19 protein-coding genes, 1 tRNA gene and 4 pseudogenes are annotated in these 23034 nt (G+C 70.3%); 9 read left to right on the top strand and 15 right to left on the bottom strand.

Annotation, left to right across the window (positions count from 1 at the left end):
* Nucleotides 1–29 precede the first annotated feature (29 nt).
* The 6 genes and pseudogenes from ACTMTJ_RS39120 to ACTMTJ_RS39095 all read right to left on the bottom strand — a co-directional run.
* Nucleotides 30–2301: pseudogene (locus tag ACTMTJ_RS39120) on the bottom strand (transglutaminase family protein); the annotation flags it as partial.
* Nucleotides 2249–3379: a DUF58 domain-containing protein gene (locus tag ACTMTJ_RS39115; protein WP_441223794.1), complete on the bottom strand. Its 1131-nt coding sequence runs from the start codon at nucleotides 3377–3379 to the stop codon at nucleotides 2249–2251. The gene ACTMTJ_RS39115 and the pseudogene ACTMTJ_RS39120, both read right to left, overlap by 53 nt.
* 194 nt (nucleotides 3380–3573) lie before the next feature.
* Nucleotides 3574–4575 (bottom strand): annotated as a pseudogene (locus ACTMTJ_RS39110) (AAA family ATPase); the annotation flags it as partial.
* Nucleotides 4575–7169 carry a fibronectin type III domain-containing protein gene (locus ACTMTJ_RS39105; RefSeq protein ID WP_441223825.1) on the bottom strand — a complete coding sequence of 865 codons (2595 nt, stop codon included), beginning with the start codon at nucleotides 7167–7169 and terminating at the stop codon, nucleotides 4575–4577. The pseudogene ACTMTJ_RS39110 and the gene ACTMTJ_RS39105, both read right to left, overlap by 1 nt.
* 263 nt (nucleotides 7170–7432) lie before the next feature.
* On the bottom strand, nucleotides 7433–8521 hold the full coding sequence (locus tag ACTMTJ_RS39100) for a tetratricopeptide repeat protein (RefSeq protein ID WP_441223793.1): 1089 nt from the start codon (nucleotides 8519–8521) through the stop codon (nucleotides 7433–7435).
* A gap of 54 nt (nucleotides 8522–8575) precedes the next feature.
* Nucleotides 8576–8977, bottom strand: a complete 402-nt coding sequence (locus ACTMTJ_RS39095) for a RidA family protein (protein ID WP_441223792.1) — start codon at nucleotides 8975–8977, stop codon at nucleotides 8576–8578.
* Nucleotides 8978–9144: 167 nt separating this feature from the next.
* Here ACTMTJ_RS39095 and ACTMTJ_RS39090 point away from each other — a divergent pair.
* Nucleotides 9145–9228 (top strand) — tRNA-Leu (locus ACTMTJ_RS39090).
* Here ACTMTJ_RS39090 and ACTMTJ_RS39085 read toward each other — a convergent pair.
* The 3 genes from ACTMTJ_RS39085 to ACTMTJ_RS39075 all read right to left on the bottom strand — a co-directional run bounded on the left by ACTMTJ_RS39085 (nucleotide 9210) and on the right by ACTMTJ_RS39075 (nucleotide 11984).
* Nucleotides 9210–9695 (bottom strand): hypothetical protein, encoded by a 486-nt coding sequence (locus tag ACTMTJ_RS39085; RefSeq protein WP_441223791.1) that lies wholly within the window; start codon nucleotides 9693–9695, stop codon nucleotides 9210–9212. The genes ACTMTJ_RS39090 and ACTMTJ_RS39085 overlap by 19 nt on opposite strands.
* Nucleotides 9696–10065: 370 nt before the next feature.
* Nucleotides 10066–11082 (bottom strand): alcohol dehydrogenase catalytic domain-containing protein, encoded by a 1017-nt coding sequence (locus ACTMTJ_RS39080; RefSeq protein ID WP_441223790.1) that lies wholly within the window; start codon nucleotides 11080–11082, stop codon nucleotides 10066–10068.
* Between the two features lie 341 nt (nucleotides 11083–11423).
* Complete coding sequence (locus ACTMTJ_RS39075; protein ID WP_441223789.1) at nucleotides 11424–11984, bottom strand: SAM-dependent methyltransferase; 561 nt, start codon at nucleotides 11982–11984, stop codon at nucleotides 11424–11426.
* 1078 nt (nucleotides 11985–13062) lie between these two features.
* On the opposite strand from ACTMTJ_RS39075, the gene ACTMTJ_RS39070 reads away from it, so the two are divergent.
* Nucleotides 13063–13599, top strand: a complete 537-nt coding sequence (locus tag ACTMTJ_RS39070) for a tyrosine-type recombinase/integrase (RefSeq protein WP_441223788.1) — start codon at nucleotides 13063–13065, stop codon at nucleotides 13597–13599.
* 202 nt (nucleotides 13600–13801) lie between these two features.
* Here the strand turns inward: ACTMTJ_RS39070 and ACTMTJ_RS39065 are convergent, their stop codons facing one another.
* Both ACTMTJ_RS39065 and ACTMTJ_RS39060 read right to left on the bottom strand, forming a co-directional pair.
* Nucleotides 13802–15010: a hypothetical protein gene (locus tag ACTMTJ_RS39065; RefSeq protein ID WP_441223787.1), complete on the bottom strand. Its 1209-nt coding sequence runs from the start codon at nucleotides 15008–15010 to the stop codon at nucleotides 13802–13804.
* 592 nt (nucleotides 15011–15602) lie between these two features.
* Complete coding sequence (locus tag ACTMTJ_RS39060) at nucleotides 15603–15890, bottom strand: hypothetical protein (protein ID WP_441223786.1); 288 nt, start codon at nucleotides 15888–15890, stop codon at nucleotides 15603–15605.
* On the opposite strand from ACTMTJ_RS39060, the gene ACTMTJ_RS39055 reads away from it, so the two are divergent.
* From ACTMTJ_RS39055 to ACTMTJ_RS39045, 3 genes are read left to right on the top strand one after another with little or no spacing between them, the layout of a single operon-like run.
* The gene (locus ACTMTJ_RS39055; RefSeq protein ID WP_441223785.1) at nucleotides 15792–16409 is read left to right on the top strand and encodes an nSTAND1 domain-containing NTPase; all 618 of its coding nucleotides are present in this window, start codon (nucleotides 15792–15794) and stop codon (nucleotides 16407–16409) included. The two genes, ACTMTJ_RS39060 and ACTMTJ_RS39055, sit on opposite strands and share 99 nt — an antisense overlap.
* A gap of 32 nt (nucleotides 16410–16441) precedes the next feature.
* On the top strand, nucleotides 16442–17272 hold the full coding sequence (locus ACTMTJ_RS39050; RefSeq protein WP_441223784.1) for an AfsR/SARP family transcriptional regulator: 831 nt from the start codon (nucleotides 16442–16444) through the stop codon (nucleotides 17270–17272).
* Nucleotides 17257–18027: an AAA family ATPase gene (locus ACTMTJ_RS39045; protein WP_441223783.1), complete on the top strand. Its 771-nt coding sequence runs from the start codon at nucleotides 17257–17259 to the stop codon at nucleotides 18025–18027. Before ACTMTJ_RS39050 ends, ACTMTJ_RS39045 begins: the two co-directional genes overlap by 16 nt.
* Nucleotides 18028–18116: 89 nt before the next feature.
* Here ACTMTJ_RS39045 and ACTMTJ_RS39040 read toward each other — a convergent pair.
* Nucleotides 18117–18655 (bottom strand): annotated as a pseudogene (locus ACTMTJ_RS39040) (IS5 family transposase); the annotation flags it as partial.
* Between the two features lie 89 nt (nucleotides 18656–18744).
* On the opposite strand from ACTMTJ_RS39040, the gene ACTMTJ_RS39035 reads away from it, so the two are divergent.
* Nucleotides 18745–18888 carry a hypothetical protein gene (locus tag ACTMTJ_RS39035; RefSeq protein WP_441223782.1) on the top strand — a complete coding sequence of 48 codons (144 nt, stop codon included), beginning with the start codon at nucleotides 18745–18747 and terminating at the stop codon, nucleotides 18886–18888.
* 96 nt (nucleotides 18889–18984) lie between these two features.
* On the opposite strand, the pseudogene ACTMTJ_RS39030 reads toward ACTMTJ_RS39035, so the two are convergent.
* Nucleotides 18985–19113: pseudogene (locus ACTMTJ_RS39030) on the bottom strand (zinc ribbon domain-containing protein); the annotation flags it as partial.
* A 251-nt stretch (nucleotides 19114–19364) separates the two neighbouring features.
* Here ACTMTJ_RS39030 and ACTMTJ_RS39025 point away from each other — a divergent pair.
* Nucleotides 19365–20267 (top strand): hypothetical protein, encoded by a 903-nt coding sequence (locus tag ACTMTJ_RS39025; protein ID WP_441223781.1) that lies wholly within the window; start codon nucleotides 19365–19367, stop codon nucleotides 20265–20267.
* Between the two features lie 260 nt (nucleotides 20268–20527).
* Here ACTMTJ_RS39025 and ACTMTJ_RS39020 read toward each other — a convergent pair whose 3' ends face one another.
* Nucleotides 20528–20725 (bottom strand): hypothetical protein, encoded by a 198-nt coding sequence (locus ACTMTJ_RS39020; protein WP_441223780.1) that lies wholly within the window; start codon nucleotides 20723–20725, stop codon nucleotides 20528–20530.
* A gap of 376 nt (nucleotides 20726–21101) precedes the next feature.
* Nucleotides 21102–21407: a hypothetical protein gene (locus tag ACTMTJ_RS39015; RefSeq protein ID WP_441223779.1), complete on the bottom strand. Its 306-nt coding sequence runs from the start codon at nucleotides 21405–21407 to the stop codon at nucleotides 21102–21104.
* A 481-nt stretch (nucleotides 21408–21888) separates the two neighbouring features.
* On the opposite strand from ACTMTJ_RS39015, the gene ACTMTJ_RS39010 reads away from it, so the two are divergent.
* Both ACTMTJ_RS39010 and ACTMTJ_RS39005 read left to right on the top strand, forming a co-directional pair.
* Nucleotides 21889–22443 (top strand): hypothetical protein, encoded by a 555-nt coding sequence (locus ACTMTJ_RS39010; protein WP_441223778.1) that lies wholly within the window; start codon nucleotides 21889–21891, stop codon nucleotides 22441–22443.
* Nucleotides 22444–22741: 298 nt separating this feature from the next.
* A complete protein-coding gene (locus tag ACTMTJ_RS39005; protein WP_441223777.1) occupies nucleotides 22742–22933 on the top strand; it encodes a hypothetical protein in 192 nt (63 codons plus the stop codon).
* Nucleotides 22934–23034: the final 101 nt, after the last annotated feature.

The raw sequence follows: 23034 nt of genomic DNA, 5'->3' as shown, positions 1-23034 counted from the left end.
GCCTAACTTAGCGGGGTGTCGCCGTCACGTCAGCGGCGCTTGTGCCAGTGCAGCGGGCCCGGGTGCAGTGACCACAGCAGGCGTCGCCACCAGGAGCGGCGGGCGCGCAGGTCCGCCGCGTACGCCACCGCCTGCGCGCCGGCCCGGCGGGCCTGGGCCTCGTCCGTGGCGAACGGTGCGAACGTCGCGTGGTTGACCAGCTCGGCCAGCTCCTCGATCGGTGGTGCGGCCTGCCGGAGGCGGGGGTTGGCGCGCCGACCCTCGGCCGCCACCTGGGCGTGCGCGGCCACCTCGGTCGCGTCGAGGTGCGGGCCGGCGGGCCGGCCGGCCAGGCGCAGCGCGTCGCTGACCTCCAGCCAGGCGCCGGCCACCCGCTGGGCCGGCGGGCCGTGCTCCAGCCGCCGGCGCCGCAGGCCGCGCCGCATGGTCAGGAGCACCGCGGCGGTGCCGCCGATCAGCAGCACCAGCAGGGTGCTCAGCCCGCCGGCCACGACCGCGCCGGTGAGCTGCCCCTTCGTGCCGCCCGGCGGGGCGGCCGCCGCGGCGGAGGCGCTGGGGGCGGCGGAGGCGGTGGGTGCCTCGGTGGGTGGCTCGCTCGGCGGCTCGGTGGGCGGCTTGAAGTCTTCCTCGACCGGGCGCGGCTCGGTGTCCGGCTTGGGCATCGGGTCGAACGGCACCCAACCCACGCCCTCGAACAGCACCTCCGGCCAGGCCAGCGCGTCCGCGCCGCGTACCGGTCCGGTGCCGGTGGCGGACTGGAAGCCGACGACCACCCGGGTCGGCAGGCCCATCAGCCGGCCGAGCAGCGCGTAGGCGGCGGCGAACTGCTCCGAGGTGCCCTCCTGCCCGCCGCCGCCGCGCGGGCCGAACAGGAAGAAGCCAAGGTTGGGGTAGGCGTGGCCGCTCGGCGCGTCGGCGACCACCCGGTAGTGCGTGGCCAGGAACTCCTCGATCGCCACCGCCCGCTGGTAGGGCGCGCCGTTTTCGTCGGCGATCTGGTCGGCCAGCCGCTGGATCTGCTCCGGCACGCCGTCGCCGACCCGCAGCACGCGGGCCACCGCCGCGCCGGAGGGCACGTCGGCGGCCGACAGCAGGCCGAGGTCGGGCTGCTCGCGGGTGGAGGTGACCGAGTAGGCCAGCCCGGACCGCAGCCCTTCCGGGCGGATGAGCGTGCCGCTGCCCGGGTCGTAGGCGACGCGGGCCCCGTCGATCGCGGTGGGCGTGGCCACGGTGGGCAGCAGCCGCCCGGTGAGGTCGGCGATCGTCACCCGCTGCCGCACGGTGTCTACTGTGGAGTCCGGTGCGACGGCCGGGGAGGGCAGCACCCGCCCGGCGGTGCGGTAGGTGGCGCCGACCCGCCAGGTGATGCCGTCGTAGTCGTTGAGCACCGCCAGCCGCAGCCGCACCGGCCCGCCCGGCTGGGCGTCGACGTCGAGCAGGTGCTGGTCGGGGTTGAGCGCCCAGCCCGAGATGCGGATCAGCGGGTTTTCGTCGAGGCTGTCGACCTGCGGCGGCTGCACGTACTTGCGCGGGTCGACCGGCCGCGTGCTGACCTGGTCGGCGACGAACGGGCCCACCACCGCGGCGAGCACGACGATCGCGGCCAGGCCCGCGGCGGCGCCGGCGGCCACCCGTACCCGCATGGCGGCCCGGACCGGCGCGGCGATGCCGTCGCCGGCCGCGGTCGGTGGTCGGCCGGTGATCGCCAGCCCGGCCGCCGCCGCGGCCGCGAACGCCAGCGTGGGCAGCACGGCGGCCTCGGCATTGGGGCCCACCACGTAGAGGGCGCCGGCGTAGAGCGCGGCCGGCGGCAGGTAGCCCAGCAGCACCCGGCCGGAGCGCACCGCGACCTCGGTGGCGGCGAGCCCGGCCAGCCACGCCCCGACCACCGGCACCAGCACGGTGTCGGGGGTGGGCTCGACCGGGATCATGGCGGTGAGCAGGCGGGGGATGCCGTTGCGGGCGGCGTCGGTGGCCACGTCGGCCAGCCCGCCGGGCAGGTCGGCGCGCTGCGCGGCCAGCCGCAGCGCGACGAGCGTGTAGACGGCCATGGCGGCCACCGACACCGGCGCGACAAGCCACGACGGCAGCCGCCGGGCCGCGGCGCTCACCCCGACCGAGCCGACCGCCGCGCCGACGACGAGCTGGGGCAGCAGCGGGCCGGCGTAGATCCGCGCCAGCGCCGCGCCACTCAACCCGATCAAAATCATGAGCACGACGGGTACCGGCGTCGCCTTCGCGATTTTCTTCACCACCGCTGGACGCCTTCCCACTCGGCGGCGAACTCGGCTCCGTCCTTGGCGTCGAGCACCACCATGCCGTCGACGGCGGCCGGGGTCGGGCCGTGCGAGCCGAACATGCCGACCACCACCGCCGGGAACGGGCCGCGCAGCGCGCCGACGAGGCCCAGGTCGGCGCCGCCGCCGGGGCCGGTGAGGAAGATCAGCGTGTCGCCGAGGCGCTGCTGGCGCAGGCGGGTGGTGGCCGCTCGCAGGTCGCCGTCGCGGTGCAGGTGTGCCTCGGCGAGCCGGTCGAGGAAGTTGGCGGTGCCGCCGCCGCCGGATACCAGCTGGAGGGTTACCGGCACGTCTTCGCGCACGGCCGCGGCCAGCACCGAGGCGGCCGCCTCGCACGCCGACTCGAAGGTCTCGTCGACGCTCTCCCGCGGGTGCGCCGAGGCGCGGTCGTCGAGCAGCACGACGAGCTGGGGGAGTGAGGTGTCGAGGTCTTCGCGCACCATCAGCTCGCCGACCCTGGCGCTGGTGCGCCAGTGCACGCGGCGCAGCTCGTCGCCGACCACGTACTCGCGCAACGAGTCGAACGTGATCGTGCCGTGTGGCACCCGGTCGAGCCGGCCGTCGAGGCTGCGCGCCACCCCGGCCGGTATCGCGGTGAGGTGGTGGATGCGCGGGTGTACCCACACGTTGGTGGTGTCGCCGTGGGCGCGGGCCAGCGAGACAAGGCCGAGCGCGTCGCGTCGGGTGACCCGCAGCGGGCCGACCGGGAGGACGCCGCGGCGCTGGGTCGGCACCGGGTAGCTGACCGTGGTGTCGTGGCCGGGACGCAGGCGCAGCAGCGGCACGGGCACCGGCTTGGCGCCGCACCGGTCTTCGGCGATCAGGCTGGCCGAGGCGAGCCGGCCGGTGTTGCGCACGGTCAGCGTCATCGTGGCCGGGTCGCCGCGGGCCACCCGCTCTGGGTCGGCGACGCGTTTGACCGAGAGCCCGGGGCGCCACGCCGCGTGGGCGAACGCGCAGCCGATCGCGATCGCCGCCGCGCTGCCCAGCAGGGTGAGCTCCGGGTAGCCGAACCAGAAGCCGGCCGCCAGCAGCACGCCCGCGCTGGCGAGCAGGCCGGCGCCGCGTGCGGTGAGCCTCATCCCGCCGGGTGGCGCCCGGGAGGCGTGCCGTACGTGCCGGGCGGGTTGGCGCCGCTCTGGTACGCGGCGCCGTTGGGGTGGGCCGTGCCGTTTTGGTGGGTCGTGCCGTTGGGATAGGCGGTGCCGTTTTGGTGGGTCGTGCCGTTGGGGTAGGCGGTGCCGTTTTGGTGTGCCGCGGGCGGCGGTTGCTGCGCGCCGTTGGGCAGTGGGACGGGCACCTGCTCCATCGCGTCGTTGAGCACGTCGGCGGGGGTGACCCCGCGCAGCTGGGCGTCGGAGGTGAGCAGCACCCGGTGCGCGAAGACCGGCTCCAGCAGCGTCTTCATGTCTTCGGGCAGCACGAAGCCGCGCCCCTCGATCAGCGCATAGGCGCACGCCGCCCGGGTCAGCGCGATCACGCCACGGGGGCTCACGCCGACCCGCACCTGCGGGTGGTTGCGGGTGGCCGCCGCCAGCCGCACCGCGTACGCGTACAGCGGGTCGGCGATGTGGACCCGCTGCGCCATCGCGACCATCTGGCCGATCATGTTGGTGTCGGCGATCGCCTCCAGGGCCTCCGGCGAACGCATCGTCGCGCCGCGCAGCACCTCGATCTCCACCGCCTCGCTCGGGTAGCCGACCGAGAGCTTGACCAGGAACCGGTCGAGCTGCGCCTCCGGCAGCCGGTAGGTGCCGTCCATCTCGACCGGGTTTTGCGTGGCGACCACCAGGAACGGTCGGGGCACCGGGTGCCGCACGCCGTCGACCGTGACGGTGCGTTCCTCCATGACCTCCAGCAGCGCGGACTGGGTCTTGGGGGAGGCGCGGTTGATCTCGTCGGCGATCACCACGTTGGCGAAGACCGGCCCGGGGTGGAACTCGAAGCCCCGGGTGGCCTGGTTGAAGATGGTCACGCCGGACACGTCGGAGGGCAGCAGGTCGGGCGTGAACTGGATGCGCCGCCACTGCCCCCGGATCGTGGCGGCCATCGCGCGGGCGAGCGTGGTCTTGCCGACGCCGGGCACGTCTTCGAGCAGCACGTGCCCCTGAGCGAACAGCGCGGTCAGCGCCAGCCGCACCACCTGCGGCTTGCCGAGCACGACCGAGCCGATGTTGTCGGCCAGCCGCGCGGCCAGCTGGGCGAAGCCCTGCACGTGCTGCGGGGTGAGCCCTTCCGGTGGGCTCGTCGCGTGGGTGTGGTTGACGGTCGCGGTCATCAGCACCCCGGCAGCGGATCGAGCTTGTTGGGTGCGTCCATGTGGACGTTGAACCAGGCGAACGACATGTACCGCTCCGCGCCACCCCACTTGATCTTGATCCAGTAGCTGGTGTGGTCGGTCTTGCCCGGGTTGTAGACGTAGTCGTTGACCGACTGGCCGGTGGTGTAGCAGACCGCTTCGATCTTCTGCCCGTTGCTGGCCCGGCCGACCTGGCTGCTGTTGAGCGAGGTGCTGGTGAACACGCCCATCCCGTTGTCCGGGTTGTTGCACCAGGTGTGCTGGCCCGGGTCGGTACTGGCGGTGTTGTTGACACACACCGAGGTGCCGACGACCGCCGGTGTGGCGCGGCTGCCGGTGTCGGTGGCGCTGCCGGCCGCGTTGGTCACGGTGACCGTGAAGTCGTACGCCGTGCTCGGCGTCAACCCGCCGACCGTGATCGAGTCGCAGCCACCGGCCTGAGTCTTGGCACCGACCTTGAGGCTGCACGTCACGTTGCCGCCACCGTTTTCGACGGCGAAGTTGACCGTCACGGACGTGTACTCGGCCGAGCTGCCGGTCACGGTCACCGACGGCTTGGCCACCGTGCGGCCGGTCGCGGTCGCCTCCGGACCCTCGCCGGCCTCGTTGACCGCGCGGACCTTGACCGTGACGTTGGCGCCCTCACCGAGCCCGGTGATGTCGGTGGCGGTGCCGGTGACCTCGGTGCGCTTGCCGTCCGCCTCCACCACGTACTTGGTGATCGGGCGCCCGTTTTCCGGCGGCGCGGCCCACACCGCGTGGAGCGTGCCGGCCTGGCCCTTGACCGTGGTGACGTCGAGCGTCGGCGGCCGGTCCGGCACCGCGAACGGCACCACGCTGTTGCTGACCGGGGACGCCTTCGACGCGCCGCCGCGCTCGTTGACCGAGACGACCTGGAAGGCGTACTGGTTGCCGTACTCCAGCTCGCCGGCCGGCACGACAAGCTCGGTCGAGGTCGACTCGCCGGCCGGTGCGGCGGCACCCGCGGCGACCGCGGTCACCGTGTACTTGCGGATGTCGACGCCCTGCCCGTTGGCCGCCGGCCACTTCACCACGACCGTGCCGTCCGGCTTGGCCTCGGCGGTCACGCTCGCCGGCGGGTCGGGCACCTCGGAGGTCGGCACGACCGGGTTGCTCTGCTTCTTGGGGCCGTTGCCCTTGGCGTTGACCGCGTACACCGAGAAGCGGTACTCCTGCCCGTTGACCAGGCCGGTGATCCGCACCGAACGCTGGTCGGCACCCACCTCGATGCTCTTGCCGTCGCCCTCCACCACGTACTTGGTGATGGCGGCGCCGTTGGGGCTGGCCGCCCGCCAGCCGACCGTCACCTCGGTGTTGCCGCCGGTCGCGATGACCTGGCGCGGCGCGCCTGGCTTGCCCACCGGCGGGTCCTTCTTCACCGGCGGCGGGGGAGGCGGCGGCGGGTCGCCACCGAGCACGTCGTTGGCGTACTTGTCGACCGTGCGTACCTGGCCCTTGTCGTCGACCACGGTCGCGTTTTGCGAGTTGGGCGCGTTGATGAACAGGTAGTTTTCCCGGACCTCCAGCTCCAGCGGCCCGTTCGCGCCCTTGATCTCGATCTTGTCGAGCAGCTGCCCGTTGGCGTCGAACACGTACACCGTGCCGGTCGAGGTGTCCGCGGCGTAGAAACGGTTGGCCCAGGCCACCGCCGGCTCCAGCGTGGCGCCGTCGCCGGGCACCGTGAAGTCGTGCACCTTGTCCGGGTCGACCACCCACACGTGGCGGGCGTCCGGCACCGTCACCGGCACCCGCGGCCCGTTGGTACGCGGCGGCAGCGAACCCACCCCGTCCATGGTCAGCGGGGTGGCCAGCTTTTCCTCGCCCTTGACCGTGGTCAGCGTCTTGGTGGTGCGGTTGAGCACCGCCACGCCGTCGTCCAGCGTGGAGATCGTCAGGTCGTGGCTGGGGTCGGCCACGTCGACGGTGCGCACGATCGCCGGACTGTGGCCACCGCCGGTGCCGCCGGACGCGGCCGGCGCGTCGGGCAACGGCGCCGCTGTCACCGCGGACACCGTGCCCTCGCTGGGCACGGCCACCCACAGGTTGCCACCGCCGTCGAACGAGCCACCGGTGATGCCCGGCGGGTAGTGCACCTCTTCGCCGATCGGCACCAGCGAGCGCGGGTCGAGCTGGCGCACCACACCCTGCACCGCGTCGACCACGAACGCCTTGTCGTCTTGCAAGGCCACGCTCACACCCACCCCGGCGACCGTCTTGGTCGTCGCGGTCACCTGGAGCGTGGCCAAATCGAGGGAGCTGACCTGGCCGGTGTTGAGGTCGCGCAGGATCAGGAAACGGTCGGTCTGCGACACCTGCATGCGGTGCCCCTGGCCGCGCGGGATCTGGAGCCGGGTGTCGACCCGGCCGGTCACACCGTTGACCCGGGCCATCTCGCTGCGCAGCGAGCTCCACAGCCACGAGCTGGCGTCGTAGCTGGCCACCGCGTGGTCAGCCGCGCCCAGACCCAGGATCGTCAGGCCCATCGCCGCGACGAGCCCCAGCACGGTGGCGATCGTGACGATGCCGCCGCGCTTGAGTTTCTTTCTCTGCACCGGGCTCGCGCCCGCGACCTCCGCTATGCCGTTGCCTGTGGTGACCACAGTCGGCCGCCCTCCCCACCCCGTGAACGCGGGCCGGCGTCCTCCCGCGCTGCTCGTCGTTGCGTTCCTCCCCGAATGCCGCGTGCCATCATAGGGCGTGCGTTGGGTAGGCGGGAACCCGCTGTGGATACGTCCCACCAAGGCTGTGGATAACCCCACTGACCGTGGTATCAGCCCAGGTCGCGCCAGCTGCGAGTGATCTTCACGATTGTGGATTAACCCGGGGTCGGCGTATTACGCTCCGTACACACCTGGCCCGACGCAGCGTATTCGTCGGTGCTGTAGACAGCGAGAACCGTGAAACAGTAGCCCAACCGCGGGTTCAACCCGTTGATCGTCGCGCTGGTCTCACCCGGATTGATCGTCGCCATCGCCTTGTGCTGCCGGCCCGCCTGCGCGCCGGCCACGATGAACGGCACCGTCCCCTCCGTCGGGTCCTTCCAGGTCACCGTGATCGCGTTGCCGTCCACCCGCACCTTCAGGTCGGTCGGCGGCTCACCGGCCAACCGCGGCCCGGTGCTGACCGCCGCCGGCGGCGGCGTGTCGCCGTCACCCCCACCACCGGTGAAGACCACCTGGATCGCCACGAACCCCGCAGCCAGGACAGCCGCGGCCGCCGCGATGATCGCCGCCACGGTCGCCCCGCGCACCTTCCGCGGCTGCCGGCTCACGTGGTACGTCGGCTCGGACTCCACCCGGTATGCCGGCGGCGGCGGTGTGTAGACCGGCGCGGGCGGCGTTGGAGGCGCGGCTGGCACCGCGGGGGCCGGCCGCGCCGGTGGTGTGTTCGGCAGCGCGAACGCCGCCGACGAGGGGAACTGCATCGGCGGCGGCGCCGGCGGCTCCTCCGACGGGATCGTCAGCTCCACCGACGGCGGCGCCTCACCCAGATACTCCCGCGCCGCCCGCACCGTCCAGTGGTCGTCGCCGAACACCGTCGGCCCCAGCGTCGCCACCCGCCCGAACGCCCGCCGCGCCTCGTGCCGGTTACCCAGCTCCTCGGCAACCCCACCCAGGTCGAACGAGATCGACAACATCAGCGGATGCCCATCGCCCAGATGCAGCTGACCCGCCGCGTAAGCCTCCTCCAGCACCCGCCGCGCCGCCATCGGATCACCCGCCTCCCGATGCAGGCCGGCCAGCACCTGCCCGGTCGCGATCACATCCGGGCTGTCCTCACCGAGCGCGGCCTTGGCGCCCTCCAGGGTCTGGTCGAGCATCACCCGAGCACCGGCGAGATCACCCGCGTCACGCAGCGCACGGGCGTTCTGCTGGGCGGTAGCGAGCGGAGACGGCTGGGACACGCCCGTCATGCTGCCTGGCGGCCGGCGCGTCGCGCCACCCGGGTCGGGTTTCGGCTACGGGAGGGCGGCGGTGACGTCGAGCTCGATCAGCTGGCCGGTGAAGCCCAGCTGGGCCACACCCAGCAGCGTGCTGGCCGTCGTGAACGCCGCAGCCAGCGGCGAAGCCTGAAACCGGGCCCACACCCGCGACAGCACCGCCTGCTCCCCACTGACCACGTAGATCACCGTCCGCACCACCTGCTCCGGCCCGGCGCCCGCGGCCGCTAGCGCGGCCATCGTGTTCGCCGCCACCTGGTCGACCTGCGCGTCGAAGTCCCCCAACCCCACCAGCACCCCGTCCGCCCCGAGCGGACACTGACCCGCGAGGTAGGCGGTACGCCCCGCCGACACCACCGTGACGTGGTGATAACCGGGAGTAACGTGCAACACGTCCGGGTTGATCCGGGTGATCGACATGGCCCCCAGTGTGGCTACCCAACCACCGCCCCGCCGCCGGTTTTCCACCCAGCGCGCCCGCCGTGCAAACCCCCACCCACGCCGTGTACAGTGATCCCCCGTGCGGCCCTCGGGTGGCGATAGGACGGTGCGCCCGTTCCGACGCCACCGGTAGAGTGGACGCACAAGTCCGGGTGGCGGAATGGCAGACGCGCTAGCTTGAGGTGCTAGTGCCCGTATAGGGCGTGGGGGTTCAAGTCCCCCCTCGGACACGACCCGAACCCCAACGGTGCGTGGCAAGATCGATATCTGCCCGCACCGTTTGTGTTTCTGCTAGGTAGGTCAGGCGTAGCCCGAGGCTGCGGTAGACCTCCAGCTTGTGTTCCGGCTGGGCCTCTCGGAGCGCGGTGACGAGGTCGCCGAGTTCGTCGAGGATGGCGACGATTTTTTCCTCGGTGAGGCGGCCAATGTCGGTTGCAATGTTGGTGGTGGTTGCCGATGGCTGGCGTTCCTTGGCGCGTTGGCGTTCGGCCTGAGTTTCGGCGATCCAGCCGGCCACCACCGCGGGGTCTGCGCCCGCGTCGAGCGCGACCCGGTAGCGGGCCAGCTTCGCATCACACTCGGCCACCGTCGGTCCCTCCGGCGTCGGCGGACCAGTAGTCGCTGTGCCCGCGGTGGCTTGGTCGAGGATCTTGGCGATCGTGTGACGGCGCTGCAAGGGTCCGAACTCGTACAACACGGTACGACCGCACCGTAGCCTGGACCTGCGGCCGCCGCGCCCGGCTTCCGGGGTGGCTGGTCGAGCCGGGCGCCGTCGAGTCGTCGGTGCAACGGGTCGATGTCTTGGGTGGCCTGATCCACGAATACCGCCGCGCCGCTTGAGGTTTGCCGGCACTTCCGCTGTGCTCGTCGTAGACCTCGTGGCCCCTACCACCCTGACCGGCAGCCGGGGCTGAACCAGCAGCGGTCGGTCCTCAACGCCCGAGAACTGCGGAACCGCGAGCTGGCACCCCACACCATTGTGTGCGATGACGCCGCGGAGCCTACCGGCCGCGTGGCTCGTCTATGGTGCCGATGTGAACTCGACCTACCGGTGGACCGCTCGCCGGTCAGTAGGTGACAACGGCGCGGAAACGGACCTTTCCAGCCGTCACGCGGTCGACCGCCTCAGCGATCTTCTCCTTGGGGAAGACCTCGACTTGGGGGGTGACGGCGCCGTGTGCTGCCAGGTCGAGGGCCTCGACGAGGTATGGCAGGCCGTTGTGGGTGGCACCGAGGATTGACTGGCCCCTGGCGAAGAACTGTCGCGAGGCGTCGATGGTGAAGGAACCCGACGGGTCGATGGTCGCGAGCACCATGCGGCCGTTGATCCGAAGGCCCGCAAGGCATTCGGTGGCGGCCTCGTACGAAGTAGCGGTGACGACGACGACGTCCGCGCCACCGATCCTCGCGAGAGCCTCACCGCTGGAAACGACGTGGTCGGCACCGAGTTCGCGGGCAAGTTCGTGCTTGTCCGGGGTGCGGGTCACCGCCACGGTTTCGAAGCCGCAGGCTTTGCTGAACTGCACGGCCAGGTGGCCAAGGCCGCCGATGCCGACCACCGCGACCCGTTCGTGCGGTCGCGGATCCGCGGCCCGCAGCGCCGACCACGAGGTGTACCCGGCGCACAGCAGCGGCGCAGCCATCTCGTAGGGCAGCGCCTCCGGTAGCAGCACCGTGGACGACGCGGGCACCACCAGGTACTCGGCGTGGCCGCCGGTTCTGGTCAGCCCGGTCATCGCCGGGCTGTCGCAGTTCATGCCGGTGATGCCGGTGACCGGGAGGTTGAGCCGGCAGTGATCGCACGAGCCGCAGCCGCCCTGGATCCAGGTGGCGCCGACCCGGTCACCGACCTTGCGCGCGGCCACCCCGGCGCCGACCTCGACGACTTCACCGGCGGGCTCGTGCCCGACGATGGTCGGATCGATCGGCGGATACGGAAACGTACCGTTGGTGAGCGACACATCATTGCTGCACAGACCGCTCGCGTGCACGCGGATGAGCACCTCGCCTGGACCCGGCACGGGCGTGCGAACCTCACGCAACTCCCAGGTCTCACCGGCCGCGGGACACACTGATGCCAGCATCACGAGGACACCTTTCCGAGCTTGACCGGCCGGTTGAGCCGGCCGTTACCGACAAATGGAATCGCTTCAGTCATCGTTGGTTCGGCTTTCTGCGGACACGATGACGTACCCGATCTGGTCCTTTCGCGGCGCGAATAACCCATGCTGCTTCTGGAGAAGTCGGCGATGGCGCCCTCACCGAACTTCGTGGCCACCTCACCGCGCCGGACCATCGCGGCCTCCAGGAACTTCGCCCTATTGCCGTACACCCCTCGGGCCGTACTGGGTGTACTCCTCGATCTCGAAACCAGCGGCCCGCAGGTGCGTGTTCCACTCCGTGAGGGACGGCAGGACGTTCAGCTTCAGGCTCGCCATGAACCTGGCCAGCCGCTGCGGGTCACCTGTCGATTCGAGGCTGAAGTCGGAGAGCGACAGCCGGCCGCCCGGCCGCAGCACCCGGTACAGTTCGCCGAGTACCTGGTCCAGGTCCGTGCGTTCTGAAGCGACTCCAGCGCCAGCACCGCGTCGAACGTGTCGTCCGGGTAGTCCAGCTTCATGAGGTCGCCATACGCGGACTGCGCCAGCCCGCCGACGCCGCTCGCCTCGGCCCGCTTGTTGGCCTTCTCCACTTCGAATGCACTCACCGTGACGCCGGTAATCCGGACCTCGAACTGCCGGGCAAGGTACGCCGCTGTCTCGCCGGGACCACAACCCGCGTCCAGCACGTGCTCGCCCGCACGCAGGCCGAGGGTGTCGGTCACCTCGCGACTTATCCGCGCCACGGCCTCGGTCAACGATGCGCTGTCGTCATCGTCGTACCAATAGTGCATGTGGACTTGGCCGTTGCGGAACTCATCCTCGATCGGCGACCGTTCGTCGTAGTGCCTCCCGATGTCCGCCGGGTCGGGGAGCTCTGTAGCCATGGATCACTCCCAACGCTTGGGGTGCTCGCGACCCCACACCCTCATAGTGGCGGCGGTCGCGTGCGGCCACATATCTGTCGTTGCTGTCCTGAGCCTCGATGATTCGCGTCTTATGCGGCCGGGTCTGCCGATGATGCTGATCGTTGGTGGTCGATCTTTGTGGGTGTCGGGCATCGTGGTGGGCCGTCTGTCGCGGCGATGGGCGTGGTCTCCTTGTTTCCTCCGGTTGTCGGTATGGCGGCTGAGCTGGTCAGCCGGGTGCGGGATGGCCGTGATCCGGTCGAACGCGGTGATGATCTGTTTGGCCCAGGGCCAAGTGGTGGGGATGCGTAGCCAGCGGCGGCGTTGGCCTCGGGTGAGTCGGCGGCGCCGAGCGATCAGGAAGGCGGCGACACCTACCACCACGAGGAGGGCACCGACCGCGGCGGCGACACCCGTCGACGCGCCTGTCGCGGGCGAGCCGCCTCCGCCGGCACCGGAGTCGTTGATGACGATCTTGGCGGTGTCGTTCGACGTATCGAGGTCGCGCTCGAACGTCGGGAGGTCATGGCCGTTGATGGCGACGGTGCCGGTGGCGTCCGTGACGACCCGATCCGCAGCTCGAGCTCCATCAGGTGGGCCTCGCCCGCTGGCCGTCCGGCCACGCCGGCTGGACCAGTGCCCCCGCGGCCAGGGCCCAGGGCCAACGTGCCCCCGGCCGCGCCGCCGCCGACCAACAGCGCACGGGGAACGCTGCGCGTATCCCACCAGGTCAGCACACCGGCTGCCGCCCCGATCAGCGCGGCAGCCAGCAGCGCGATCGCCGCCCACACCGCCACCATCGACCCATTCATAGTTCTCGATCCCATTCGACACTCTCTTGGCAGGCCCGTGGCATGCCTGATGCCAAGGTTGTCCGCGCTGTCGTGCCGAAAGTAGTGCGCCGCCCGGTTGCTATCAGCCCGGTAGAGTCGGGGCTGCTATTGCCAATACCCTGACTCGATCCCATTCGGCTCGACTGGTCAGTGCCTCGGTATGCCACAAATCGGCGTTGTGCTGGCCGCTCATCGCGGCGAGCTGTTCGTCCAGCTGGGTCAAGATGGGCAGAGCCGCGTCGTTAAGCCAGCCACGCTCGACGAACGCCGGCAGAAGCCGGAAGCCATCGTCAAACTCTGCGCGATCTCGCGGCAAGGGCGGCAAAGTCGTGCTCGTCCCACTCCCACCCGCGATAGCCCGGGCGATCGACCGTGCCGTCGACGGTCGCCTCGACGGGCCCATTCTGCGCAACAGTCTCGGCGCGCGGATGGACCGGCATGCTGCCACCCGCCGGCTCAAGCACCTGGCCGCTACAGCTGGGATCCGGATGCCGAGGATGCATCCTCACATGCTCAGACATAGGTACGTGACGACCATGCTGGACGCCGGCGTGAGCCTGCGCGACGTGCAGATCGCTGCCCGGCACGCCGACCCCCCGCACCACCATGCGGTACGACCGCGCCCGCAAGAACCTCGACCGCTATCCGAACTACATCCTCGCTGCGTTCATGGCCTCTGGAACGTAGCCGGACTCACGACTTTGCCGAGGGCAGTGCGCTCGATCACGCGAGGAGAGCGCATGAAGAGCTATTTGCCGTGACCGAAATGGATATGTTCAGCACCGCGCTCCGCCCGATCGCCGCGGTCGCCGTGGCGGCCCGCGCACCCTGGCCGCGCATCGGCGACCACCATCGGCCCGTCTTACGGGCCGGCGCCGTTCCGACCTGGCCGGTAGGGATAGTGAGCCGGGTCGCCCCGTTGCTGAGCGGGACAGCTCAGCAACGGGGCCGGTGGGACCGCTGCTAGCCGGTCACCGGGACGACGCTCCATTCGATCGCGGCCGTGCCGAAGTCCTGCCAGACCATCGAGCTGCCGGCGACGCCGCTGATCACACCCTTGGCTACCACCTGCTCGACGCCGGTCACCCCGAACACCGGGCCACCGCTGTCACCGCCCCGCGCGGCGGTCAGGCCGTCGACCTGCGTTGACTGGATCAGGTTCTCGTAGCACTCGAAGGTGCCGTACATGTCGGTGTCGCAGTACGAGGCGAAGAACGCGTCCACGCGGTGGTTGCAGATGACCCCGCTGACCGAGCCGGAGCTGCATAGCCACTCCCCGCCGTACACCCAGTCCCAGTATGCGACGCCCTTGGTGAACTCCCCGGTGCCGACGCCGCCGTCGAACATGCGCCCGCCGGCGTCGGTACCGATGAGCAGGATGTCGTAGCCGCGGTGCTCGAAGCTCGTACCGCCCAGGTAGCGACTGCCGTCGCCGTTGTTCCAGCCGGTGGACGGCCGTCCACAGTGGCCGGCGGTGAGCATGTACTCCCGGTTGTCGACGGTGCTGCGTACACCGAAGCCGGTGGTACAGAACCAGTTGGTCTCGTTGTTGACGATGCGTGCCCCGCCGTAGTACGGCGCGGTGTCGTTGATCCGGGCCGTCTGCTCGAGCCGCGGCTGCTGCTCGATCCGGACCGGCACCCCGACGTCGAAGAGCCTGGCGGCTTCCCGCGTCGCCGGCCGGTCGGTGCCGACGACCAGCCCGCTGCCGTCCATCGCGATCTTGACGGTGTGCGCCGGTCCGTCCGGCCGCTTCCGGATCTGCTCGATGACGGTGTGGGACGCGGCTTTCAGGTCGGCGAGCGAGAACCTGGCCGGTCGCACCTCGACCGGTGCGGTACGGCCGGCCCGCGCGACCGCCGTGCTGACCGCCGGCGGCGGCGTTCCCTTGTACCACAACACGACCGCGCCGTCCCGCAGCTCGATCCCGCTGTACCCGGTGGCGCCGGTGCGCTCGACGGCCCAGCGCACCTCGCTGGCGGCCGCCTTGGCGCGGTCCTGTGCCCGCATCCGCTCCCGCACGTCCGGCGGGAGGTAGCTGAACGGCTGTGCCTCCACAGTGGTGTCCGGCTTCGCCGGCGCCGTGGCGTTCGAGGCGCTCGCGGGCGTGCCGGCGACGAGCGTCGCGACGCCCAGGGCGGCGAACACGATCGCTGTACGTGTACGTCTCACCTGTCCTCCTCAGTTGCCGGCCACGGGCGTTCCGTGGCTGTCGAAAGTGTTCGCGACCGCCGGAGCCCATTGACGAAATCGAACGGAACTGGACGCCGGTGACCAGTCGGGTGACGGCTTCCTCGTTGTCGCGAACCGGATATTTGGGTTGTTCACCACCCGACCCATCGTCGAGCCTGGATGTCGAAGTTTCCGATTCGCGGCGGTGTCCGGTCCCAGCCGGCACATGCGGGGCCAGCACTACCCACTCGGCGTCGCTGGTATCCGACCGGTACGGGCGCAGCACGCGCAGGTTGGTGCTGTGCGGCAGAAGCGCACCATGCTCCGGTCCGTCTGGCCGGGGCACACGTGGCTGTCCCGACCCCTCCGGCGGGACCGGGGCCACCGTCCGATATGGACTACCTGTGGCCAAGCGACCGGCTCGGCCGCTGCCTCCACGCTAGCCGCCTTTGGGCCGGGGGCAGGGTCACCGACGCAAGCGGCGCCCCGGCGACCGCTACGACCGCGGCGGCGGCGGAGATCCGTCGGTCGAGCCCCTGGATCGCCGAGCCGGTCGGGCGTCGTAGGCGCCGGCGCCCCAACCCTCGACGAACTAACGACACTGGCCACTATGCGCGCGCTTCGTGGTCAGCGTCCGCTTCGATGTAGCCACGCGCTTCCGGTCGGTGGGTGCGGGGGCCGGCCAGTATGCGGGCGAGTGCCGACAGGTCTGCTCCAAGGCGTTCGAGCGCTTGGTGGTGGCCAGCCACAGCGCGGCCTCGTTCATCGCGCCGGACAGCAGGTGGGCGAGTGGTGCCATCGGCTGCGCGGCGATCGTCCCGTCCGCGACGAGGTCGTCGAGTGCCTCGGCGAGGTGGCGCGAGGAGGCTGCCTCGTCCATCGCCCGCCACTCGGCCCGGCTGCCGGCGGCGGTCCAGATCCTTGGCGTAAGGGTCCTCGGCGACGACGGCGTCGCTCCACCGCGGCAGCCCCAGCGCCGCCACGCTGGGGATGTGCCGCGTCGTGGTCGTGTCCGGCGCCAGCGGCACCGGCAAGTCGTCGCTGCTGCGGGCCCGGTCTGATCCCGCGCCTGGGCGCCGCCTCGGCGCGGCCGGCGTGGCAGCCGGTGCTGATGACGGCGGGCCGGCGACCCGCGTCCGAGCTGGCCTGGCGGATGGGTGAGATCGCCGCGAGGACCCCGCACGAGGTGGCTTTGGCGGTGGTGGTCGACCAGTTCGAGGAGCTTTTCACCCGCGGCGCCGACGACGCCGAGCAAGCCGAGTTCCTCGCGAGGCTGCGGGCGCTCGTGCGGGCGTCGGCAGGCTGCAAATCGCCGACCAATGGTCGCGGCGTCCGCGGTTGGCTGAGCTTGGTTCGGCCGCGCCGCGCCGACACCGAAAGACGCGACGGGGGTGCGTGATGTCAGGAGCGGGGTTCCGGTTGCTCGGCCCGGTGGAGGTGTTCAGCCGTGACGGTGCCGTTGCATTGGGTGGCCCGCGAGGCCAATGCATCGCCGCGGCGCTGCTAATGGAACCGAATCTCGTTGTGTCGGTCGACCGTCTGGTGGCTGCGGCATGGGGCGACAATCCGCCCGCCACGGCCCGGACTCAGGTGCAGAACCGGGTGTCGACGTTGCGCCGGCTGCTGCGGCCGGACGACGACGGTGCGGGTGCTATCACGAGGCAGGGTTCCGGATATGTGATCCACGCCGGAGACGGGCAGGTGGACGCGCAACGGTTCGGTCGCCTTATCGCCGACGCCGACGCGTTGATCGCACAGGGCCGCCAGTCCGCGGCGGCAGCGGCGCTGAGCAGCGCGCTGGGGCTCTGGCGGGGGCCGGCTCTCGACGGCTTGCACACGCCGGCTCTGGCGGCCTCGGCGCAGCGGTTGGAAGGGGAGCGGGCGCAGGCGCTGGAGACCAGGATCGAGTTCGACCTGGCCGCCGGCCGCCAAGGTGAGCTGCTGGGCCAACTGACCACGCTGACGCACGCCCACCCGTACCGGGAACGGCTGTGGGGATTCCTGATGCTCGCGCAGTATCGCGCCGGTCGGCAGGAGGCGGCGTTGGCTACCTTCCGGCACACCCGGGCGTTGCTCGTGGAGCAACTCGGCGTCGAGCCCGGCATCGAACTCCAGCGTCTGCATGAGGCGATTCTTGGTGGTGACGACGACCGGGCGGCGTCCTGCGTCCTGCGTCGGGAGGCATTGCCGGGTCCGGTTCCGGTTGCAGTGTCTACGCCGCCGGGTGTGGTGGTGGTTCCCCGTCATTGCCCACTGATGTGAAGGGGTTCACCGGTCGCAACCGGGAGATCGCGGCGCTGGACGCCTTGCTGGAGTCGGCTGGCGACGGCGCCTCGGCTGTCGCTGTCGGGATCGTCGCGGGGTCGGCCGGGGTAGGCAAGACGTCGCTGGCCGTCCATTGGGCGCACCGCGTCGCCGACCGGTTCCCGGACGGGCACCTCTACGTCGATCTGCGCGGGTACGCGCAGGGGCCACCGATGCGGCCGGTCGAGGCGCTGGGCCAGTTCCTGCGCGCCCTGGGCATGCCGTCCACGGCGGTGCCGGTCGAGGTCACCGAAGCGGCCGCCCTGTACCGGTCGCGGTTGGCCGGCCAGCGGGTGCTGGTGGTGCTGGACAACGCCGCCTCAGTGGACCAGATACGGCCGCTGTTGCCCGGAAGCGCCGGCTGCCTCGTCCTGGTCACCGCCCGCACCCGGCTCAGCGGGTTGATCGCGCGGGAGGGCGCGCAGCGCTTCGCGCTCGACGTGTTGACCGCCGAGGAGGCGCGCACCCTGCTCGGCCGGGCCATCGGCACCGAACGGGTCCGGGCGGAGGAGCCGGCCGTGGACGAGTTGGCCCGGGCATGCGCCTACCTTCCGTTGGCGCTGCGGATCGCCGCCGCGAACCTCACCGAGGAGCCGCGTCGAAGCATCGCAACCTACGTCGCCGAACTCACCACGGGCAACCGGCTCGCGACGCTGCATATGCGTATCCAAACGCAGACGTACGACGGAAACGCCTGCTCAGGTAGCTTCTGAGGGTGGTTCTTACGGTCCCGAAGGTGTGTCGACGCTCAAGCTGTCTCGCTCACCATCGGATCGCGCCTAGGGCCTGTACCAAAGTCGGTTCAGAGCCATTCGTTGATCGCGGCGATGTGCACGGTGGCTTCGTAGCGAACCGCTAGTTTGTCGTATCTGGTGGCCACGGCTCGGTTGCGTTTGAGTCGGTTGATGCCGCATTCCACGGCGTGGCGCTTGTAGGTCTCGGGGTCGAAGGTCGGTGGCCGGCCGCCCTTGGACCCGAGCTTGCGCCGGTTGGCGTCCTGGTCGGTCTTGGATGGGATGGTCGCTTTGATTCCGCGTCGGCGCAGGTAGCGGCGGGTGCCTTTGCTGGTGTACGCCTTGTCCGCCAGGGCCCGGTCCGGGCGGGTCCGGGGTCGGCCGTCGCCCAGCCGGGGGGTACCCGGATCCCCTCAAGCACCGCGATGAACCGTGGGTTGTCCCCGCGTTGCCCGGCGGTCAGCACGATCGACAGTGGCTTTTGGCCCTGCTCGCAGCCCAGGTGCAGCTTCGTGGTCAGCCCGCCGCGCGGTGCTACGCGGTCGTGTCCACGCCCTTGCGGATGCGGGGTTCGTCGCTTGTGAGGATCTGTCGGATTTCGTTGCTGAGTGCGGCGAGGTCGTTTGGGCTGAGTGCTTGCGGTGGTTGGTCGATTTGGAGTTGGAGGTCGGCCTTGCGGCCGCGTAGGTGCCGGGTTTGGTCTTTGAGGCGGGTGAGCCGGTCGCGGATCTGGGCGTCATCGTCGTTGAGGGTGCCGCGTTCGAAGGCGATCAGATAGCGGTCGGTCGCTGTGGCGGTGTTTTGAAGTTCGCGTTCGACGGCGGCGAGTTGGTTGCGTAGGTCGCTGGTGGCGGCGGTGTGGCGTTCTTGGAAGGTTGCGACGGCTTGGGTGATGAGGTCGTCGCGGGTGGTGTAGAAGTCGAGCAGGGCGGTGGCGATGGCTTGTTCGAGTTCGTCGGCGTTGAGGCGGTGGACGTCGCAGCCGGCTTTGGTGCCGTAGCGGGCGCGGCTCCAGCAGGTGTAGTAGCGGTAGGTCTTGTAGCGGCCTTTGGCAGCGGTGCCGATGTAGTGCCGCCGAGGCGCGGCTCCCGTTGGGTATCGGTTTGTTCTGAGTTTGAGTGGTCCGACCTGCCATCGTGGAAAGGCGCCGGGCTCACGACCGACCTTGAGACCGGGCTAACCGGAGGCCCGATCCGTGCCGGGGCACCGGTGCTGAGCCAGTCAGCCATTTGCGCAGGTTGGGCACCGGCGGTCCGTGGCGCTAGCCTCTGTGCGTCCACCTAGGTTCGTCCGTTCGGGAAGTGGCGGGAGCAGCGGTGTCGGATCCACTCGCGCAGTGGCATAAGAGCATCTACTTCGTGCTACTCGGTCTGAGCGACATTGACCTGAAGGACAGCGGTGTGCGGCTCGACTACTCGCGTGAGTCCTTGGCGGCGTTGGAGCGGGTGGTCCTGGATCGCTTGGCCGTGACGGAGGCTGGGCAGCGGTTCATCCTGCGGGAGACTTTCCACGGTTTCGAGGCGTACGTGGGTGAGACCCTTATGCGGGTGGCCGGTGGGCAGTGGGCTTGGAGAGACCGTGGGTCGCCGCCGCAGCATGAGGGTGACGGGCCGGTCGCGTGTGCGGATCCCGTCCTGGGGTTGGTGCCGGTGGCGCCGCTGGATCTGTTGCTCGACGCCCTGACGACGAGGTCCGGTGATCGGCTGGTCGGGGTGTACGACCGGTGGGCGGGTGCTGTCGAGCAGTTTCGGGCGGGGGATCCTTCGTGGCGGCCGGTGAAGCAGCGGACGATGGCGGACCCGCCGGAGCAGGAGACGGCCGCCCTGCGGGAGTGGCTGGCGGAGCAGGAGGCGGGGTTTCCGCGGTGGGTGGCTGAGTACGGCGCCGGTAGGGTATGGGACTTCGAGCCCGCGAGTCTTCCCGCGGTCGAGGAGGCGTTGCGCCGGTCGGTGGCGTCCAGCGAAGAGCTGAACGCGCCGGAGCACCGGCGGCTCAGGGACGGGGCGGCGTGGTATCTGGGCGAGACCTTCCGGCGCGGCCTCGGCGGAGAATGGGTCAAAACAAGGGCGGCGGGTAACCGAAACTTTCCTCGAGTCGAAGGCCTGGGACCGCGACACGCGTCCCGGATCACGCCGGTACTCGGGCTGGAAGCCGTCCTGGACACTCCCGGCTACCTGACCGAGCGCTACGCGCTCGCTTCCAGATCCGTTCGACAATGACGGCCGACAACAGCCGGCCAGGTGGGCGCGCTCGGTGGCACTTGGACTGACACCGGCCGGTTCGCTGGTCAGGACCAGCCTCCACCCCGCCGCCACCCGGCGGCACCACGCCGAAGGCATCCGCTGATCCGCCGCGGCGATCTGTACGGTAGAGATCGCTACCCTGCTCAAGCAATGAGGTGGGGGCAGGCCGTTGCCAGCCCTGACGTGTTGGCCCGCCGGGTCCAGCTCGGTGACGAAGCGGGTGGGCCGCACCCGTCTCAGATTCTGACCTTCTCCGTCGCGCCGACGCGTTGCCGTTCAGGGGAGTGTCGCTGCTGTCGGCGCGCCGCCACGATCGTCAACAGCCCGAGGGTCGCCGCCACCCAGAACGGCGCGTACGGCACGACCCATGCGCCGGCCAGCCCGACGACCAGCAACACGATCTCGGGCACCGCCGAGACCCGCCGCACGGGCACCGGCCGCAAGCTGTGCCGGTGTCAGCTCTCCGCCGTTCGAGATCAGCCTGTCGGAGGTGAGCAGCGCCTCGAGTCGGGCGGCGTGCGCCTGCCCCTGGGGGCCGCTCATTTGATGATGCCGGCCGCGTCGAGGTGACTGATCTGGTCCCTCTGGAGCGGCGTTGATTGGGCCTCGTCGTTGCGCTTGCTGTGCTTGAGCGGCATGTGATAGGTGCCCCGGTGCCCATCGATCGACCAGCGAATGCCTTCGTGTCTGGCGTACGGATCAGCAGCGGAAATAGCGCCATATGCCTCGTCGGGTGGCGGCCGGGGCGGGATGGCAACCGCTCTAGGGGGACGGGCCCCCGCCCCGGCCTACGGCGCGTGGCCAAACCCGTCAGTGCCGCGCCCGGGTCACCATGACCAGCCCGGCGATGAAAGACCCGAGCAGGACGGGTGAGAGCACCAAGAGGACGCCCCAAGCCACGAGGCCGAGATAGCCGTACGCAGCCGAGCCGTGCGTCGGGTCGGCATCGGCGACCGCGAGGAGCCCCACGCCGAGCGCGACGCCGATCACGGTGAAGGCGACCGGTGCCCACAGCAGCACCTGGGCCCACACGTGGTAGGCCCGGCTACGCGTGGTCGGGGAGGAGGGCATCGGCGGCGTGCCTGGCCGAGGGGGATATGCGACCTGGTCGTTCACGCCGCAGTTGTACCAGCCGTGGTGGAGACTTACCACCCGGTCCCCGCGGATGATGATCAGCGAGTACATCGCCAGGTCACACGGTCGCTACCTGGCGCTGCCGCTTCCGCTGTCGGTCGGCTCCGCTGCGCCTCGATAGCCGACCGGATCGGTGGGTTGGCACTTTATTGGTCGTAGGAGCTGATTGTGGAGTTGGGTGTAGGCGGCGGTGTCCCGGCCGAGGCGATCGCCGATCCGGCCCTCCACCGCACGTTCGGATTGGGTGTCAGCCATTGTTACGATCTTGGCCATGCGTCCCGAACCCGCCCCACCAGGCCGGATCCGGCCCGCCGCAGGACGAGCGGCCGACCAGCGATTCACCCAAACGCCTCCGGTCGGGTTCGATTCGTACGGATTGGGTCCAGCCGCGGCGCCGCCGGCCGGTTCCACCCGCTGGGCGGGAGCCTGGCCGGCGGGCAAGTCGGCTACAAGGACGGCGCTGGTGGTGCTGCTTGGCCTGGCTTTCATCGGGCTGAATACCGCCATCGCGTACGCCGCGGTAGGGTCGAAGGTCATTTCGATCGTGACCGGAGTCGTCTTCTGCCTGGTCTTTCTGATCGTCGTACGTTTGCTGCACCGGGCGATGTGGCTGTCTTTGCTCTCGTTCATTCCCGGCCTGTTCGTGCTCGTGGGGTCGGTGGAACTCGCCCCCGACCTGGCGCTGGAGAATCGCGGCGTCCGTCAGGAGGTAACCGTCGTCGACGCTGAGGTCGCCGGTAAGCAGCACACATTTACGCTTGAGGGTGAGGATGGGCCGCTCGGCGAGCCGCTGATCTTTCGGGGCAGCGCCCCCGGCTACCAGGTCGGCGACACCCTGACCGTTCTCACCGATCCGGACGGTGTGATCGCGCTCAAGGAGGCCGATCGGGTCGACCCCACCGCCATGCTGAGGTCGCTGGTTCTCGGTGGCAGCGGCTGGACTTTCATCGCACTCATGGCCGGATGGCGTGGGCACGTCCGCCGCCGGGAAGGCCGGTTCGACACCCTGGTGATATAGCGCGAGCTGATCCAGCGGGAACGAATGAGCCGCACCACGCCTTCCGGTTACACGGACGCGTCGGTGATTCCTTCGACTCATGTGAAGTCAATTGCGGAGTGTTGCGTCTACTCGATCGAGGCCGTCTGACCACGGCCGGGCGGGGACGACGCGAACGCCTACCCGTGCTGCCCGAGCCGATAGCTCCGCTTCCATCTTCGCAACGTGGCCAACGTGGACCGGCTGGTGTTCGGGCATGTGCTGTACGCGCTGACCCATCCGAGGGCGTATGAGTTTGTTGGCCGCGCCTGGTCCGGATGTGGACGCGGAGGCGTTGCGCGCCGAACGCAAGGCGATCCGCACCCGGCTGGACCTGATAGCCGAAGACGAAGTGCTCGGGCTGAAGACCCGCGTCCAGGTGATCTCCGCAACCGAGCGCGGCAACGCCCGCATCGCCGAGATCGACGAGTTGTTGAACGCCTCGGTGACCACCGACCGTTGGCCGCGGTGATCAACGCGCCGGACCCGGTAGCCGCATGGGACGGGTTGGAGCTGGCCGACTAACGCCTGTTCATCGACCGGTTGTGCACGGTGACGATGCTGCCGTCCGGG

It is taken from the genome of Phytohabitans sp. LJ34 (assembly GCF_052068095.1).
Classification (GTDB): Bacteria; Actinomycetota; Actinomycetes; order Mycobacteriales; family Micromonosporaceae; genus Phytohabitans.
Note: the sequence above shows the minus strand (reverse complement) of the source record. Positions and strands in the feature narration are given on the sequence as shown.

What these genes read in the sequence shown, in the direction of transcription:
- ACTMTJ_RS39080 (WP_441223790.1), bottom strand. Translation starts at nt 11,082, where the DNA reads ATGCTGGCATCAGTGTGTCCCGCGGCCGGTGAGACCTGGGAGTTGCGT.
- ACTMTJ_RS39070 (WP_441223788.1), top strand. Translation starts at nt 13,063, where the DNA reads ATGGGCAGAGCCGCGTCGTTAAGCCAGCCACGCTCGACGAACGCCGGC.
- ACTMTJ_RS39075 (WP_441223789.1), bottom strand. Translation starts at nt 11,984, where the DNA reads ATGGCTACAGAGCTCCCCGACCCGGCGGACATCGGGAGGCACTACGAC.
- ACTMTJ_RS39115 (WP_441223794.1), bottom strand. Translation starts at nt 3,379, where the DNA reads ATGAGGCTCACCGCACGCGGCGCCGGCCTGCTCGCCAGCGCGGGCGTG.
- ACTMTJ_RS39095 (WP_441223792.1), bottom strand. Translation starts at nt 8,977, where the DNA reads ATGTCGATCACCCGGATCAACCCGGACGTGTTGCACGTTACTCCCGGT.
- ACTMTJ_RS39060 (WP_441223786.1), bottom strand. Translation starts at nt 15,890, where the DNA reads ATGGACGAGGCAGCCTCCTCGCGCCACCTCGCCGAGGCACTCGACGAC.